The organism is Candidatus Lernaella stagnicola, from assembly GCA_030765525.1.
GTDB lineage: Bacteria > Lernaellota > Lernaellaia > Lernaellales > Lernaellaceae > Lernaella > Lernaella stagnicola.
Map to the genome: position 1 here is coordinate 1 of JAVCCK010000016.1, position 15503 is coordinate 15503.

16 protein-coding genes are annotated in these 15503 nt (G+C 54.4%); 8 read left to right on the forward strand and 8 right to left on the reverse strand.

Translation table 11 applies throughout. The features are described 5' to 3' along the window. The 4 genes from P9L99_07635 to P9L99_07650 form a co-directional block, all read left to right on the forward strand. On the forward strand, positions 1–291 hold a 291-nt coding region (locus P9L99_07635), incomplete at its 5' end, for a hypothetical protein (GenBank protein MDP8223212.1). A 221-nt stretch (positions 292–512) separates the two neighbouring features. Then, a complete protein-coding gene (locus P9L99_07640) occupies positions 513–1844 on the forward strand; it encodes a hypothetical protein (GenBank protein ID MDP8223213.1) in 1332 nt (443 codons plus the stop codon). Between the two features lie 13 nt (positions 1845–1857). Further along, positions 1858–3198 carry a hypothetical protein gene (locus P9L99_07645; GenBank protein MDP8223214.1) on the forward strand — a complete coding sequence of 447 codons (1341 nt, stop codon included), beginning with the start codon at positions 1858–1860 and terminating at the stop codon, positions 3196–3198. Positions 3199–3214: 16 nt separating this feature from the next. After that, positions 3215–4516 (forward strand): hypothetical protein, encoded by a 1302-nt coding sequence (locus tag P9L99_07650; protein MDP8223215.1) that lies wholly within the window; start codon positions 3215–3217, stop codon positions 4514–4516. A gap of 128 nt (positions 4517–4644) precedes the next feature. On the opposite strand, the gene P9L99_07655 is transcribed toward P9L99_07650, so the two are convergent. Together P9L99_07655 and P9L99_07660 are read right to left on the reverse strand one after the other, a co-directional pair. Next, on the reverse strand, positions 4645–5127 hold the full coding sequence (locus tag P9L99_07655) for a hypothetical protein (GenBank protein MDP8223216.1): 483 nt from the start codon (positions 5125–5127) through the stop codon (positions 4645–4647). Between the two features lie 15 nt (positions 5128–5142). Continuing rightward, complete coding sequence (locus P9L99_07660) at positions 5143–5517, reverse strand: DUF4065 domain-containing protein (protein MDP8223217.1); 375 nt, start codon at positions 5515–5517, stop codon at positions 5143–5145. Positions 5518–5915: 398 nt separating this feature from the next. On the opposite strand from P9L99_07660, the gene P9L99_07665 reads away from it, so the two are divergent. Beyond that, positions 5916–7403, forward strand: coding sequence for a hypothetical protein (locus P9L99_07665; protein MDP8223218.1), 1488 nt, complete (start codon positions 5916–5918; stop codon positions 7401–7403). Between the two features lie 103 nt (positions 7404–7506). Then, positions 7507–8430 carry a quinolinate synthase NadA gene (gene nadA, locus P9L99_07670; protein ID MDP8223219.1) on the forward strand — a complete coding sequence of 308 codons (924 nt, stop codon included), beginning with the start codon at positions 7507–7509 and terminating at the stop codon, positions 8428–8430. 73 nt (positions 8431–8503) lie between these two features. Here nadA and P9L99_07675 read toward each other — a convergent pair whose 3' ends face one another. From P9L99_07675 to P9L99_07685, 3 genes are all read right to left on the reverse strand, one after another. Next, positions 8504–9892 (reverse strand): metallophosphoesterase family protein, encoded by a 1389-nt coding sequence (locus P9L99_07675; GenBank protein ID MDP8223220.1) that lies wholly within the window; start codon positions 9890–9892, stop codon positions 8504–8506. A gap of 268 nt (positions 9893–10160) precedes the next feature. After that, positions 10161–10487 (reverse strand): hypothetical protein, encoded by a 327-nt coding sequence (locus P9L99_07680; protein MDP8223221.1) that lies wholly within the window; start codon positions 10485–10487, stop codon positions 10161–10163. A gap of 130 nt (positions 10488–10617) precedes the next feature. Next, positions 10618–10899, reverse strand: coding sequence for a hypothetical protein (locus P9L99_07685; GenBank protein MDP8223222.1), 282 nt, complete (start codon positions 10897–10899; stop codon positions 10618–10620). Positions 10900–11232: 333 nt separating this feature from the next. Here P9L99_07685 and P9L99_07690 point away from each other — a divergent pair, with 333 nt between their 5' ends. Together P9L99_07690 and bamE are read left to right on the forward strand one after the other, a co-directional pair. After that, positions 11233–11850: a DUF1566 domain-containing protein gene (locus P9L99_07690; GenBank protein ID MDP8223223.1), complete on the forward strand. Its 618-nt coding sequence runs from the start codon at positions 11233–11235 to the stop codon at positions 11848–11850. 507 nt (positions 11851–12357) lie between these two features. After that, positions 12358–13095, forward strand: coding sequence for an outer membrane protein assembly factor BamE (bamE, locus tag P9L99_07695; protein MDP8223224.1), 738 nt, complete (start codon positions 12358–12360; stop codon positions 13093–13095). Positions 13096–13246: 151 nt separating this feature from the next. Here the strand turns inward: bamE and P9L99_07700 are convergent, their stop codons facing one another. From P9L99_07700 to P9L99_07710, 3 genes are all read right to left on the reverse strand, one after another. Next, a complete protein-coding gene (locus P9L99_07700; GenBank protein MDP8223225.1) occupies positions 13247–13762 on the reverse strand; it encodes a hypothetical protein in 516 nt (171 codons plus the stop codon). 64 nt (positions 13763–13826) lie between these two features. Then, on the reverse strand, positions 13827–14846 hold the full coding sequence (locus P9L99_07705; GenBank protein ID MDP8223226.1) for a hypothetical protein: 1020 nt from the start codon (positions 14844–14846) through the stop codon (positions 13827–13829). Between the two features lie 19 nt (positions 14847–14865). Then, positions 14866–15459, reverse strand: a complete 594-nt coding sequence (locus tag P9L99_07710; GenBank protein ID MDP8223227.1) for a DNA N-6-adenine-methyltransferase — start codon at positions 15457–15459, stop codon at positions 14866–14868. Positions 15460–15503 lie beyond the last annotated feature (44 nt).

The window sequence follows — 15503 nt, forward strand, 5'->3', positions numbered from 1 at the left end:
GATGACGACGACGATGATGACGACGATGATGACGACGACGACGACGACGATGATGACGACGACAATGACGATGACGACAATGATGATGATGACGACGATGACGACGACGATGACGATAACGACGACGACGATGATGACGACGACAATGACGATGACGACAATGATGATGATGACGATGATGATGACGATGATGACGACGATGATGACGATGATGACGATGATGACGACGATAATGACGACAACGATGACAACAACGATGATGATTCAGAGGGCGGCTGCGGATCGGCGTAGTCGAGCCGAGAGCGAAAAAACGTCCCCGATCCCTGAGATTTCTGAAATCCGCCGTCAGAAAACCGATGCCGAGAGCCGCTTTGTGGAACGAATACGGGTGAGATCCCGCGATTTTGGCCTCTAAAACCCGCGAGCGCGTGGCGCGTATTTTGCATATACTGAAATGTCACCAAGAGTTCCCAGCCATGCACAACAGAAGTCGTGTCTGTCGGAGTTGAACAATGAACATCAGGCGACGAATCTTGTTTGTGTGCTTCCTGGCCGTGCTGATGCTTTCGGCGGGAATGCTCGCCTGCGACTCTTCGGGCGATGACGACGACGAACCCTATCCCGCCGTGAGCGACGACGACAACGACGACCATGAGAATGACGACGATTTGCCCGGGAGCCTCGATGACGACGACGACGATGACAACAACGACGATGACGACACCACGCCCGCGCCAACCCGCTTGCTGCTGATCGGCGAATCGCAAGACGAAATCACGTCGTGGTTAAGCGGCGAGGATAGCTGGGAAGAAATGCCGATGCCCCAGCCGCTGCTCGGCCCCGTACAACACGCGTCGCCGGGCCCCAGCCTGGTGGTGGATGGCGAGTACCTCACCTCGGTCTGGAATGTCCGGTCCTACGTCAACGGCCCAAGTTTCGCCTGGCAGGAGACCGATCGTCATCGGTGGCTGCACTTCGATCCCGACAACGGCTGGCGCTTCGACGAGGCGCACGAGCCCGTGGCCGGCGGCGCCAATGTCGGCTGGCTGGCCTTGCCCGCGACCGGCCCGCTTTGGTTGGACGCGTATCATTCCTACAGCTATTTCAGCCGCGGATTTCCCCACGGCGAACGTTACGAGCACCAGGAAGGCTTTTTCCACGCCGTTGGGTCCGAGTTTGAATTGGCCGGAGACTGGGGGTCCAAAAGGGTCGTCGCCGCCGTGATGCCCGAGGCTGATTTCGGCGTCGGCTGCGCTATCAGCACGGCGGGCCTCGTCCATTTCTTGGAGTTCGACGGCGGGCAGTGGACCTCCCGCGTGATGCCGCCAAACGTCGGTGTCGGCCTGATCGAGGATTTGCTGTTTTTTGACCGCGACCACGGGTACGCCTTGTTCGACAACGTGCTGACCGGCCACCCGGTCAAACGATGGGACGGAGATCAGTGGACCCGTGTGGAAATGCCGGCTGCTTGCCTGGAGTCCGCACCGGTGAACTGGACCCGCATCACCGGCCGCGCCGAGCACTTGATCGCGTACACCAAGTCCGACGCCATGGAGCGCCGTTTCGCCGAATACCGCGACGGCGAGTGGTCGTGCCGCACCTACGACATCGGCGACAATCGGCAGGAAATCCTCACGGCGCAGGTATTGGACGACGGCACGGCGTTTCTGGTGTTTCGCGGCTACACCTATGCCAACCGGTACATCATGTTACGCGTGGAGGCGGACGGATTGGTCAAAGAGCCGCTACCGCCCGGGCTTACCGACGTCCACGCGCTGCACGTTTTTGGCGAACACGCTCTGCCGCGTAATTATGAGCACCCCGATTCTCAGTGGGGTTATTAAAGGAGCGATGGATATGAAACGCTGGCGTTTGTGCATTGTTTTGTTTTTATGTCTCGGTTTTCTTACCATGTTTTGCGCTTGCCTCGATGATGATGACGACGACAACGACGACAACAACGACACCGCCGCCGATGACGACGATGACGACAACGACGATGACGACAACGACGACGACAACAACGACGATGACGATAATGATGACGACGATAACGACGACGACGATGATGATAACGACAATGACAACGATACAACCGACGAACTGCTCTTTGTCGCCACCGACGACAGCGGCAGCGCCAGTTGGCACGGCGGCGCCGGCGGCTGGGTTCGCAGCCCGATACCCGATGTCCTCACGGCCGATCTCCAGAGAAGCTACGTCGGCCCGATGCTCGCCGTCGACGGCCGGGAAATGTACGCTGCGATCAACGTGGACGTCTGGATCTCTTTCTTCCGCTCCGACGCTTCCTGGACCGTGCGCCACCATTGGCTGCGCTTCACGCGCGGCAGCGGTTGGCGCTTGGCGAACGAGTTCGCCATGACCGCCCCACGTCACATCGCGCATCACTTGGGCATGGATCAAACGGGCGCGTTGTGGGCTGAATCAGGGTGGGATTTTGAATACAACAGCTACGGCTTTCCCGAGGAACATATTTATCGGCATAACGACGCCCTCTTTTCCTACGACGGCAACTCGCCGCAAACGGCCGTCTCGTTCGGGAACAGGCTGGTCAAGGGGCTGGATATGTCCGGCGAAGGGTTTGGCCTGGCCGTGACGCACAATTACTTGCCGGGAGCCAACGGCGTCTGGGCCTTCGACGGCGCGGAGTGGAGCGAAGCCGTCATGCCCGCCGGATTCAATTGGGGCTACGTGACCGATCTGCGCGTGCTCGCCCCGCAAGAGGCGGTCGCCGTGTTTGCCGAATACAACACCAGCGCGCGGTGGATCGTCGAAATCGAGGGCGACACCTGGACGAAACTCGACCTGCCTGCCGCCGGATGCGAGACGAGCTACGGCGAATTCAGGCCCTACTACCTCGACGGCGTCGGAGCGCACGTTGTCGTTTTTGACCCCTACCACGTGCACGATCAATTCGCCGAGCGCGTCGACGGACAGTGGACATGCCGAACCGTGCCCTCGCAGGGCGACAGCATCAATGTCACGGCCGCAGCAACCTTCGCCGACGGGCGGGCTTTTGTGGCGGCCGGCTCCTACGAGGCCGGTCAGCGGCTTTACGAAGTGCTGCCCGGCGACCTGGTCGAAATTCCGTTGCCGGAAGGCGTCTCCACGATCCGGCGGTTGGTTACCTTAGGAGCTTCGGCGCCGGCCCGGCAACAGGTCGGCAACGGCGCGTATTAAGAAGAAGGGTTTCGACATGAAATGGAAACTGCGTTGCCTGATGCTTCTCATGTTGCTGGCGGTGGTCGCGGTGTCGGTCGGCTGCCTCGACGATGATGACGACGACGACGTCGACGGCGATGATGATAACGATGTCGCCGCCGATGACGACGATGATGACGATAACGACGATAACGACGATAACGACGACGATGACAACGACACGACCGACGACGATGACGACAATGATGACAACGACACGGCCCCGGCCGGGTTGATGCTGATCGACAACAGGGACGTGTATCAGCAAACCGCCGCCGGCTGGACCCGTGAAACCATGCCCGATCCCTATGATGAACCCGCACTCTCGTGGTACCCGGGCCCCACACTCATGATCAACGGCGACCACGTCATCGGCGTCTGGAACGCGGTGTCCGTCGAAGTCCAACAACCCTGGTGGGGCGAGTGGATGTCCAAGGGCTACACGTGGATGGAGTGGACACCGGACACCGGCTGGTTCTTGAACGACGAGCCCCCAACGACCGGCGAGAATCACCAAGCCACGTTCTACGGCCTAAGCGCCGGCGATTTGTGGGTCCTGGCCGAAACCTATCACCTCACTTCGGGCACAATCGGCTTTAGTTGGGAGCGCACGGAAAGCCTGTTCGAGTACGAGGATAACGAGCCGATCGTGAGACAGGATTTTTATCTAAACACCCGTACCACCGCCATGGAATCGGCCGACGACGGCCGCTTGGTCCTGGCCCGGACGGGCTACTGGTTGTATTTCGACGGCGTGCAGTGGCGCGAGTACGACAATCCGCCGGGCTTTGTCGACGAAATCATCTCGAACATCGTCTTTGGCGAAGGCGACGACCTTTTCGTCTCCGTCTACGAGGCCGATCACTCGCGCATCGCGCACTGGGACGGCGAGCAATGGGAAGTCTTGCCGCTGCCCGAAGGCTGCCCGACGGATTTCTTCTTCGACCAACTGCGCGGCTCGAGCAGCCACATGGTGGCCTTCGATTTCTACAACAATCTGTATAACGCCCCGTCGGCACAATCTCATTTCCTGGAGTACCGCGCCGGGCAATGGGCGTGCCGCGAGATGGAAATCGACGACCCGCGCCCACGCATCTTCGACGGCATTGTGCTGCGTGACGGCCGCGCTTATCTCGTATACGAAAGCAGCACGTCGGCCTTGGTGATGGAATACACCGACACCCAGGCGCAGCCGATCATCAGCCCCATGGAGCTGCGCCGAATCGACACCATCCACGCGACCGGCCCCGAGGCCCCGGCCCGCAGCCAATCGATGTACAAGGCGGTTCGCTTCTGAGACGCGCCGCCGCGACGTCGGCGCGTCACACCCGGCATGGAAGCTGGAGTGACCGATCAAGTTTGGGATTTGGAAGAAGTGGTTGTGCTGTTGGAGAAGAGGGTCTAGCAGCCTGATTGCGATTGTAGTCAAGTATGCCTTCTTTTGACACTATAGACCTTGTGATCGGGGTCCCACCAAAGAAGATATAATGTACTGCTCTTCCTAATTCCCCAAAGTCTCTGTTTTCCAGAAACGCGCAGAGAAAATAAAGAGTCCTCTTCCTCCTTATTAATTTCTTGCAGCCGTTTTTGCGCCAGCGTAACCAACTTGTCTACCGGCATATCGTGGTTCTTCTTGTGACCCTTACTGTCGTGATCGTTGAGAACTTCCTTCCATTGGCGAGCCTCATGGTCCTGTAGGCATTTTATGACTTCAAAGAGAAGTGCGTCCGTTGAAACATTTTTCCAACCGTATGGCCCGTCCAAGTCTATGTAGCTTTTATTGACGCGCCAACAAAACGGTTTTTCGCGGAAATCGTCGGGGTTATGGGATTGCTGCGGGGTTTTCTTTTCCAGTGGCTTTACGCGTTGTTTCGGTTTTTTTTGAGCGTTGTGTTTCTTGCGGGCCATCGGCTAAGACTAGCCCTAAAGGCTGGAATAATAATCTGCCATTGCTACCAGTGTTATTTCGGAGTCGCCCCGCTCGCCGGGCGCCAAGTTCCCCCTTGTTTCCCTCCATGGTTTTTCAAGGTGAGTCAGCTCGGCCAAGTACTGTGCCGATTTTTTCCCATAATGTTTCAGAACGGCATCAATCGTTTCACGTGCGTTGTTGTCAAGTCGTCTCAGGTCTCCCTGTATATTGCTGACCACGAATTGCCCGCGGTGCTTGTGAAAAAGTTCGCGAACCACTGGACCGTTGGCCCACGCAAGGATTTTCTCACTAAAAAGCGGGCGCTCATCCCACACCAATGACCAAGCCTGGCAATAATAGACGAGCTTCTGAAGTTTCCAGGCCGTCATCGAACCACGTTTTCCCAGAATGTATCTAGCTACATCGAATACTGTTGCCCGCATTTTTTCACACCACTAATTATGTTGCCTTGAACCGGCATTTGTCTTATTGGTCCCGGTCCCCGTCTTACACTCTTCCAAAATGGAGTTTATCACATACGCCCTGTTAGTCAAGAACAATAATTGTCAATCTTCATTTTTACGTTTATTTATCAATGTTTACGCCACTTTTGTCTCACTGAGAGAAGAAGATAACAACGGCAACATGGTGGAAACAGCGACAAACCGACGCCCGTGGTCGGTTTTCTTGCGACATGCGCAGTTGTCATGTATTCTCGGCCGATCATCTCGATTTTTCACCGCTTCGAATCAGGTGGACCCTTTTTTTTGCATGAAAGGAAACCATGATGAAATGTACGCGAATCCTCGCCACTCTTATTTTGTTGATTTCGGTGTTGACCTTGGTTGCGGTCTGCGGTTGTGACGACGACGACGACGACGACGACAACGACGATATCGCGGGCGACGACGACGACGACAACGACACCGCCGGTGACGATGATGACGACGATACTTCGGGTGCGACACCGCAAGTGCGGCTTAGCGCCTATGACAGCGCGGGCGATTTCTTCGTGACGGCGTTCCGTGATGGCGACTGGCACGCGGAAAACGTTGACGCGGGCGGGGCGATCGGCCTCATGTTCGCTGACTCGCATCCGGATTACGCCAACGCGTGGGAGTCGGTCGGCGAATACATCGAGCCCAAGGCGATTGTTCATTTCGACGGCGATACCTGGCGCAAGGAAACCATCGACGGCGATTTCATCTATGTCGGACCGGTGGCGTTTCACGACGGCCTGGGCTTGGCGATTGCCGGCGTGGAATCAGGCGGCGACGAAGATTGCCGCGATATTATCGCGCATGACGCGGACGGCTGGTCGCCTGAATCGCTGCCGGCGATCACTTTCGATTACTACCTCTTCGAGGGGCCGGTTTTCGACAATAACGGCGACGCCTTCGTGCTTGGTCAGGACACGTCCGACGATGAAAGCGGTGAGGACTTCATCCTGAAGCGCGGCGAAAGCGGTTGGCAGATCGAGACGCTGCCGACGATCAGCGACGACTGGTGGTTCAATTACAGCTTTAACCCGCAAATCAGCGTGTCGCCCGAGGGGCAAGTCTGGGTGCGCGGCTGCGACGCGGAAAACGACGAAACCTTCCTGCTCACCCAAGACGGCAAAGGATGGGGGAAAGAAAATCTGCCGGAAGTCGGCGAACATTGGCGGATCAACGACATCGCTTTCTGCCCTGACGGCACCATGTTCGCCGTGGGCGAAGAGGACGAAACCGAATCCGGACTCATCCTGAAAAAAGACGGCACGTGGGCACAGGAAAGCTTCGAATACGCCGCCGACGAATGGGAATTCGCCGAGGTGTACTGCACGCCCGGCAACCTCGCGTTCGCCGTCGCCACGGTCGACCTGGACGACAGCTACGACACCTTCTTGGCGAGTAACCGTTCCGGCGCGTGGGTTGAGGAAGAACTGCCGCTCAGCGACGCCCGCGTACGCTTCAGCGGTGTGCTGGGCATGGACGACGGCCGCGTGTTCGTGTGGGGCGAGCAATTCGTCTCCGAGGATGTGCGTGCGCCCTTCTTCCTGACGCTCGACGAGGGCGCCTGGTTGGTGGCCGACCTCTCGTTTTTGCCCGACGGCGACACGCGGTGGGGCATGATGTTCATGGAAGAAGACATCATGGTCGATTCCGACGGCGAGTTGTGGGCGGGCGTCGCTACGCTCAACCAAACCAGCGTTCTCAATTTCTACGGGGACTCCTGGACCGATCTGACACCCGGCGGCGAGCCGCTGATGGGCTGGGATTTGATCACCTACTGACACCGCTTAACCAAACGGGGGCGTCCCGCGCGGCGCCCCTTCCTTGACCCCCACCGCGCTTCTCGCTACCGTCGCACCAGTTCATTCACCGTTTGGAGACGCCATGGACCTGCACGCGATGGTTACCGAAATCCGCGAACTGCTCGATAAGCACAACGGCATTTGGCTGGCCCACAACTACCAGCGCGCCGAAATTCAAGACGCCGCCGACCTCACCGGCGACTCGCTGGGCCTGTCGCTCGAGGCCTCGAAAACCGACGCCGAATTGATCCTGTTTTGCGGCGTGCACTTCATGGCCGAGTCGGCCGCCATCCTCTCGCCGCAAAAAACCGTCTTGCTGCCCAACCACGCCGCCGGCTGCCCCATGGCCGACATGATCGACGCCGCGCAGCTCATCGCCAAGAAAAAAGAACTCGACGACTCCTACACCGTGGTCACCTACGTCAACTCCACCGCCGCCGTGAAGGCTGAAAGCGACATTTGCTGCACCAGCGCCAACGCGCCGCGTGTGGCCGAGTTCGTCGAAACCGACAACATCTTTTTCGTGCCCGACCAAAACCTCGCGCAGTTCGTCGCCGCCCACACGCAAAAACACGTCGAGTGGTGGGACGGGTACTGCCACGTGCATCACCATGTGCGGGCCGAACACGTACGCGCCGCCAAGGCGAAATACCCCGACGCGGTCGTGCTCGTGCACCCCGAATGCCGCCCGGAAGTCACCGCCCTGGCCGACATCGTCGTCTCCACCTCCGGCATGCTCGAGTGGATCAAAACCACCGACGCGACCCGCGCCCTGATCGGCACCGAAATCGGCATGCTGCACCCGCTGGCCCGCGCCAACCCGAACGTGGAATTGATCCCCGTCGAGCCGACTGTGCAGATTTGCGGCACCATGAAACTCACCACCATGGAAGACGTGCACAGCGCCATGCTCGCGATCGACGCGCACCGCATCACCGTGCCCGAAGATATCCGCGCCCGCGCCCAGCGCTCGCTTGACCGCATGCTGGCCATCCCCCGCGCCTAAGCGAAGCGGCCCTGGATTCGCGCTGTAGGATTTTTATTGCCGTGCTGATTGGATAGGTTGGGGTTCCGGTTCTCTAGCAGCCGCACGCCCCGTCGTTGTTGTCATCGTCATCATCGCCCGTGGAGCCGTGGCCCGTGTCGTCGTCGTCATCATCATCATCGTCGTTGTCATCGTTGTTATCGTCGTCGTTGTCATTGTTGTCGTCATCATCGTCATCGTCGTCATCGGCGGGCGTTTTATCGATTTCGAGCGTATCGATCACCGTGCCGTCGGCGATGATCGAGCGCAGCGAAAGATAGTCGGCGGTCACGTCAAGCACACAAAAGCCGAAGTGCCGAAAATCCGGATTGCCTTCAAAAAACTGGCCGTACGGGTTCAATACCGGCGCCTCAAAAAACGAGGGCAGCGCGCCCGCGTTCCCCGAGACGATGTAGTACACGCCCTTTTTGAAACTCCGCTCGTAGCTGTGCTGATGCCCGGCGAACACGATGTCCACCGCGAATTCTTCCGCGATCGGCGGAATGTATTGCTTGGTCACCCGCGACCGTTCGTCACCGATGCCGACCAAAGACGCGGAATAGGGCGGATGATGGAAAAGGAGAAACTTCCAGTGGATGTTCTCATCGGCGGTGGCCGTTTCCAAATCCGCGCGCAGCCATTGCCCCTGCACCGACTCCGGATCGATGTCCGTGTTGGTGTCCAGCACCGTGAAATGGGCGTTGCCGTGGTCGAAGGAATAGTAAAGCTCGTTATTGGATCCGGAGGCCTCGCCGGGATTCGAAAAGAGCATCGAGAAAACATTCTCGCCGCGTACCCCTTCCTCATTGCGATCCTCATGGTTTCCGAAAATCGGATAGTAGGCGACTTCGGAAGAGATCGGCGCCACTTCCTCCATCGCGATTTCCCACAAGTGAACATCGTAGCCGTCATGGACGATGTCGCCGATGTTCAATATGAAATCGAAGGGGTGCCGCGCCATCTGGCGAACGACGTTTTCATGGAAAATATTGGGCGTGCCTAATGGATACAGGGGGTCGGAACGGCTGTCTCCGTATACGGCGAACACGAAAGGCGATCCGACCGGCGGCGCCGTGGCGAACACGCTGTCCGGCGACTCATCTGTGCCCAAAAGAACGGAATAATGATACAGCGTATCCGGCTCCAACCCGTCGATCCGCGCGCAGTACGCGTACCGGTCGACAAGCTCGTAAACCGGGTCCTGGAACAACGGATACTCACCCCAAAGCGCTTCGTATAACTCGCCGTTCACCGCGACCTCGAGGCCGTAATCGTCCGTCGCACCGTACAAAACGGCAGCCGTCGCCAGCTCGTCTGAGTGAAAACAGATATCCACCGACGTGGGCGTCGCGTTGGTCACAAAGGGTGACGTCATGAACCCGCCCGCCAAAACCAGTGTCGGGAAAACGACCGTCGCAATCAGCGCCAATACAAAATTCTTCATGCTCGCCTCCTGCCTGTATTCATAAGCGTAGCACTTCCGAACGCTGTCGTCGAAAGCGCTTTTTCAATATTCTCTTCAGCATCAAGCTTCGACAAACTGTCCCCGGAGATCCTGCGTTCATCTCGGAAATCGGCCGCCTCCTCGGACGCGATTTGCTGAAAAAAACGCGGCCCGAAAGAACCGCGTAAGCCGTAATAATTAAGTATGGTGTTTCTTAAATTACAATGGTGTCCCTTAAATTACTTAAAATACATGGCGTCCCTTCCTACTACAAACCTAGATCGAGAAGCCCGCCCCTGCGATCGACCTTTATCTGGTCCGCAATGGCCTCAGAAATTGAGCACGTAGGGTCGATTCCCACCTTTTCGAACTCCGAAAGGCTCTTTTTCCTGGACAGGAATTTTGCTATCAATTCCTGCTCTTCTTTTTTCAGCATTTTTACTGCATCTCCCATGTTCTTTACTTCATCCACGTTCTTCGTTCCAAGGGGGAACTTGAACCCGTATGGATCGATGGGATCATTTTTGTTTAAAGAATAGATACAAACTGCCGCGAGAATGAGCACAAATATAACCGCGATTGCTTTCTTGGACATTGTGTCTTCCTATCTTTGGTTGGATAGTTCGTACAATACACATTCTGAGAAGTCGTGGCACTTTTTTAATTATAGGGACACCTAATTTAAGGGACATCATCTAATTTAGGTATTTTAAGAGACACCATCCTTAATTATTGACGTCGCGCGCGTTTTGGTGCACCGTAGATTTATGCCTCGAATCGCCTGCGTTGTTGTTCCGGACATCCCGCACCACGTCACGCAGCGTGGCAATCGCCGCCGGCAAACCTTTTTCGGTGACGAATACCGCGCCTACCTCTATCTGATGGCCCACTAGCTCAAAAAGTGCCGCGTCAAGGTGTGGGCCTATTGCCTGATGCCCGACGACGTGCACCTCAACGTCGTGCCGCCCAGCGCCGACGGCCTGCGCCGCTCGATCGGCGAGGCGCATCGGCCGCCCGGCCGGCGACGATACGTTCCTCTCGGAAATCGGGCGTCTCGTCGGACGCGATCTGCTGGAGAAAAAACGTGGCCCGAAAGGCCCGCGAAAGCCACAATAATTAAGTATGGTGTCCCTTAGATTGAAAGCCATATCATAATAAATACTCGGGGCCCTAGGGGGGGCTCTGAGGAAAAATCATAAACACTCCTTGAAAAGGAAGATTGACAGAACGAGAGAGGGAGCTTTTACTTTGACCCAGATGTTGCTCTTTTCAACCGCGACGTGCTGCACTTTTCGACCGGGGATTATATGTTGCTTCACATGGTTCCCGAGGAGGCCACAATGTCCTATTCAAAAACCGTGTTTTTTCTTGCTCTTATTATGTTCACCGCCTGCGTAGTTATCGTTGCCTGCTCAAGCGGCGATGATGATGACGATGATGACGACGCTGTCGATGATGACGCAACTGACGATGATACCGGCGATGATGACACTTCGGGGGATGACGACGTGTCTGGCGATACGTGGACGGATTCTTCTTCGGGCCTGACGTGGTCGGTAACCCCGTCGAGCGATTGGATGACCTGGGAAGAAGCCATATCCTACTGCGAGAACTTGAGTCTTGGCGGCCACGACGATTGGCGATTGCCCACGATCAGTGAACTTCGGTCCCTGATCCGCGGCTGCGACGCAACGGTAACGGGCGGCGTATGCGCCGTGACGGACGGTTGCACGGATTCTGGTTGCTGGAATGATCCGTGCGCGGGCTGTGCGGAGGGGCAGGGTCCCGGATTGGATGGGGCTTACTGGCCGAATGAAATGTCCGGCAATATTGGTTGGCATTGGTCGTCCTCGGCGGTCACGGACGACGGCACCCTCGCGTGGGCCGTCAATTTTTACAGTGGCTACGTCGGCAGCGACTACACCGACGTCGAAAACCCCGCGTGGTGTGCGCGTTAGTCACTAGGCCGTGAATAAATTTAAGAAACACCATTAAATTAAGGGACACCATACTTAATTATTAACGTCGTGCCGCCCAACGCCGACGCCCTGCGACGCTCGATCGGCGAGGCGCCTCGGCCGCCCGGCCGGCGACGATACGTTCATCTCGGAAATCGGCCGGCTCCTCGGACGCGATCTGCTGACGAAAAAGCGTGGCCCGAAAGACCCGCGAAAGCCGCAATATTTAAGTATGGTGTCTCTTAAACCACCCTTAAACTACCTTACATTACGGTTGACTCCCAGGCGAGAGAAGAAGTATAAATGCCTATTGCACCAAGATCTTCGCATACTCGCGAGTTCGAAAACGGCTTTTCCGGAGCCCGGCGTCAGGTCAGCCGCTTTCCCCGTTTGATATGGGGAATGTCTGCTTACAGGTCGATAAGGGGAATCCAGGATTAACGGTGGCTTTTCTAGGACGCATTGCCTGGTAAGCCAAAATTATCGTGTGGTATTTGGAATGCAAAGATGAAAACAAACAAAAAGAAGCCAACAACCCATCTGATATATATAATAGTATTTATTACCATCGCATTGACAGCATGCAATAAATTTTATTCCAAAAACGAACTGAAGACAATTTTCAGCCGCTCACTAACCAATATTCATTCTGGAATATCAAACAAGACAGACGTAATTTCGATTCTTGGAGAGCCCAACTGGAAGACGACTTGTATTAGCCACAACTGGGATATGTGGATATATATATTTTCTTCTCATAGCCATTCATATACGTATACGTTTTCCTATGCACAGGTTTATTTCAATGATAATGACGTGGTGGAGGGCGGGATGGCCTTAAATGCGTTGGACGGTTATTCGAAAGTCGATTTAGTCCCGTTCAGCACGGACAAGAGTTATGTTAAGATAACATCCAATATCAGCGGTTTACAGATGACCGTCGCGCCGAAAAACATATTGTGTGATGACAAATCCACCTTTACGCCGTGGCGTCTTGCCGTTATCAAACCCAAAAAGGGAAAGGAACCGACCTTTGTGCTGCCGCCCGGATCGCATGAATTGGACCTGGAAGGTTATGCTTACCCTGGTCGAATGTGGAATCCAGATCGAAAGAATTTTATCATTATTGTTTCTACGAAGAAAGATAAAATCACTACCGTAAATATCAGTTGCGCGGAAACTGGTCGTCGCACTTTCGGAGGTTATGAGTATGAAGTTACTTGGGAAGTTACTACACAAGAGTAGGGGCATCCGCAATTTCAGTAATGGGTAATTTAAGGGACACCAACCTTAATTAGTGACGTCATCCCACAAGGCCTACTCCCCTTTTCCGGGGACAATAAATAGAAATTCCGGCAGTTTTTAATTCACATCAAGGCGGACGTCGTGAGGTCGGTTACTGATCCATTCGCGCGCGGCGGATGCGGTCGTTGACGACCTTGATGGTGTCTTCGGCCGAGTCGAGCCAGCTTTCGGCGCCGGGGCTGGTCATTTCGGCAATGCGGTCGCCTTGCAGCAGCCGAATTCTCTCGCCGATCACCGCCTGACCCAGCGATAGCGGGTGCATTTTGGCGTAATCGAACAGCTCCTGGTGGTATTGGCTGGCGCCGTAACGCCGGGAAAAGAAAAATACGCGGTGGTTGGTCGCCATCAATACCGACTCGATTTCACCGCGCTGCCCGCAGCCGACCAATACGTATTCGCCCTCTTCGAGCACGATGTTGGCGAGGTTGAGTACTTCCTGGTAGGACGAATCAGCCATGCCGGCATGTTTCGACGCGATGTCGCGCGCCGTGTGACGGTAGCTGCTGGATGCGACGGGCTCCGCGCCGCTTTGCCCGAACAAGCGAAAGAGAAGCAGAATCAGAAAAACCGCGACGGCCACCAGGCCCAAAAAAGTAAGCGTAGTCATGTTGAAATCCTACTGTTACGAATCACCAAAAAAAAGGGAATTATATACTTGACTCCCTTACCCACTATTTCCTCTTAACTTCCTCAATGGTGTACTTTGGTATTTGCGCTCGTACTAGATCAATCAGGGTGGATTTTGCATAAGGCCCCTTTGTCGGTCGTAGCAACAAAAAATCATCTTTTGTAACCACAAACGCATCTGGTGGAGTTACTGTCATTCCATGAAAGTATTTCATAAAGTAATGAAAAAACGGCTGTTCTTCACCTTTGGCTAAAACTCTTACGAATTCAGCATATCGGATAATTGCCTCATCTCCGACTTGAAAGGTGTAATCCACATAGGTTTGCAGAACAGACAAATCATGGTCGGTCCAATGCACCCCATTTCCTAATAATGCAAAGCTGCGGAAAGGACGAAGACTCCCAAACGGAGAAGACGCCAACATGGAAGCATTAAATTGCAGATCAAAATCAATAGCCACTAGTGATGTTTGTTTGGCCTTCTCTATTGTTTGAATACCGCTTCCTAATTTTGTCGAACTGGAAAAACGTTGCGCTCCAACACGCTTGCTTTCGAGTGACGCAAGTGGAAGCGCACTATTGAGAATGGAAATACGACATTTATTCCCATTTACTTGCACAAGTTTTACAAAAAGGATACGCGGAATTCCATCCCATACTACAACAAAATGAAATGCTTGTTCAATTTTCAGGGTTTTATTTGTTATCTTCTCTCCAGTCAAAACACTAATATGCGCGGTCTGTAATTTGGTATCACACTTCCTAAGTGTCACTTTAACCGAAGGATCAAGTATACGGAAATCGGCACCTTCCTCGACGTTAGCAACAACTATCGGGGAGAACAGGACAAATTCAACTTTATGAGTAGCACCCGATTTGCCTCGTAATTTCGGCTCATATATTAGACAATCGCGGATATTGGTATCTGTTAATAGAAATTTTTTAATAATGATTTCTTGCACAACCCCAATTTTTCGCCCAACGGTTCTGCCGCTTTTGATGTTTGTGTGTTTTTCAAAGTAATAGAATATTTCTGAAATTCTTGGGTCGTGCTCAATAGGCACTTAGAACCTCCTTTAGATATTAATTATTAAGCAGGTTTGTCTGTCTTGGGTTTCTGGTTTTCTCGTATTTTGATACCTTGGCGGTGCTCAAATCAATAACTGCTCCATATTCCGAAAACACATCTAAGAATCTCGGCATATCCTTCCCCCAATAAATCATAGCACACGACATTGGAGCACCCTTGCCGCCATTCAACCCATCAACTAAAAATTTTAGTCTAGTATCATAAAGAAAAGCAACAGCGGCAGCTTGACTCCATATATACCGTTTCCAATGAAGGGTATTGGTTGCTACTGGAACCAAGGCAATAACTTGTGACCCGTATTTGTGGTGGCTTTCTGCACACCGTTTAAGCCAATCTCTGATTGTTGTGCCTCTTTCCCTGTCCGCACCATAGGGTGGATTGACATATATCGTGGGAAAATCCCATCTTGCGTGAAGCCCGTCAACTTCGGGAAGCTGATATTCTGTATCGGCATTAACAACCGAATATTTATTGGAACATGGGTCCAAAGAAATCTTGTAGTCAAACACTTCCAGAACAGCCTCAATATAATGATGTGGTGTGCCCCAATGGTGACTAGAAGAATTAACTGTTCTACCCGCAGTCATTCCTTTCCTCTCCTTTTTTCATTCTATTACCTAAAACAATGTTG

What these genes read in the sequence shown, in the direction of transcription:
- P9L99_07700 (MDP8223225.1), bottom strand. Translation starts at nt 13,762, where the DNA reads ATGACTACGCTTACTTTTTTGGGCCTGGTGGCCGTCGCGGTTTTTCTG.
- nadA (MDP8223219.1), top strand. Translation starts at nt 7,507, where the DNA reads ATGGACCTGCACGCGATGGTTACCGAAATCCGCGAACTGCTCGATAAG.
- P9L99_07640 (MDP8223213.1), top strand. Translation starts at nt 513, where the DNA reads ATGAACATCAGGCGACGAATCTTGTTTGTGTGCTTCCTGGCCGTGCTG.
- P9L99_07650 (MDP8223215.1), top strand. Translation starts at nt 3,215, where the DNA reads ATGAAATGGAAACTGCGTTGCCTGATGCTTCTCATGTTGCTGGCGGTG.
- P9L99_07645 (MDP8223214.1), top strand. Translation starts at nt 1,858, where the DNA reads ATGAAACGCTGGCGTTTGTGCATTGTTTTGTTTTTATGTCTCGGTTTT.
- P9L99_07665 (MDP8223218.1), top strand. Translation starts at nt 5,916, where the DNA reads ATGAAATGTACGCGAATCCTCGCCACTCTTATTTTGTTGATTTCGGTG.
- P9L99_07710 (MDP8223227.1), bottom strand. Translation starts at nt 15,459, where the DNA reads ATGACTGCGGGTAGAACAGTTAATTCTTCTAGTCACCATTGGGGCACA.
- P9L99_07690 (MDP8223223.1), top strand. Translation starts at nt 11,233, where the DNA reads ATGTCCTATTCAAAAACCGTGTTTTTTCTTGCTCTTATTATGTTCACC.
- P9L99_07660 (MDP8223217.1), bottom strand. Translation starts at nt 5,517, where the DNA reads ATGACGGCCTGGAAACTTCAGAAGCTCGTCTATTATTGCCAGGCTTGG.
- P9L99_07675 (MDP8223220.1), bottom strand. Translation starts at nt 9,892, where the DNA reads ATGAAGAATTTTGTATTGGCGCTGATTGCGACGGTCGTTTTCCCGACA.
- P9L99_07680 (MDP8223221.1), bottom strand. Translation starts at nt 10,487, where the DNA reads ATGTCCAAGAAAGCAATCGCGGTTATATTTGTGCTCATTCTCGCGGCA.
- P9L99_07655 (MDP8223216.1), bottom strand. Translation starts at nt 5,127, where the DNA reads ATGGCCCGCAAGAAACACAACGCTCAAAAAAAACCGAAACAACGCGTA.
- bamE (MDP8223224.1), top strand. Translation starts at nt 12,358, where the DNA reads ATGAAAACAAACAAAAAGAAGCCAACAACCCATCTGATATATATAATA.
- P9L99_07685 (MDP8223222.1), bottom strand. Translation starts at nt 10,899, where the DNA reads ATGCGCCTCGCCGATCGAGCGGCGCAGGCCGTCGGCGCTGGGCGGCAC.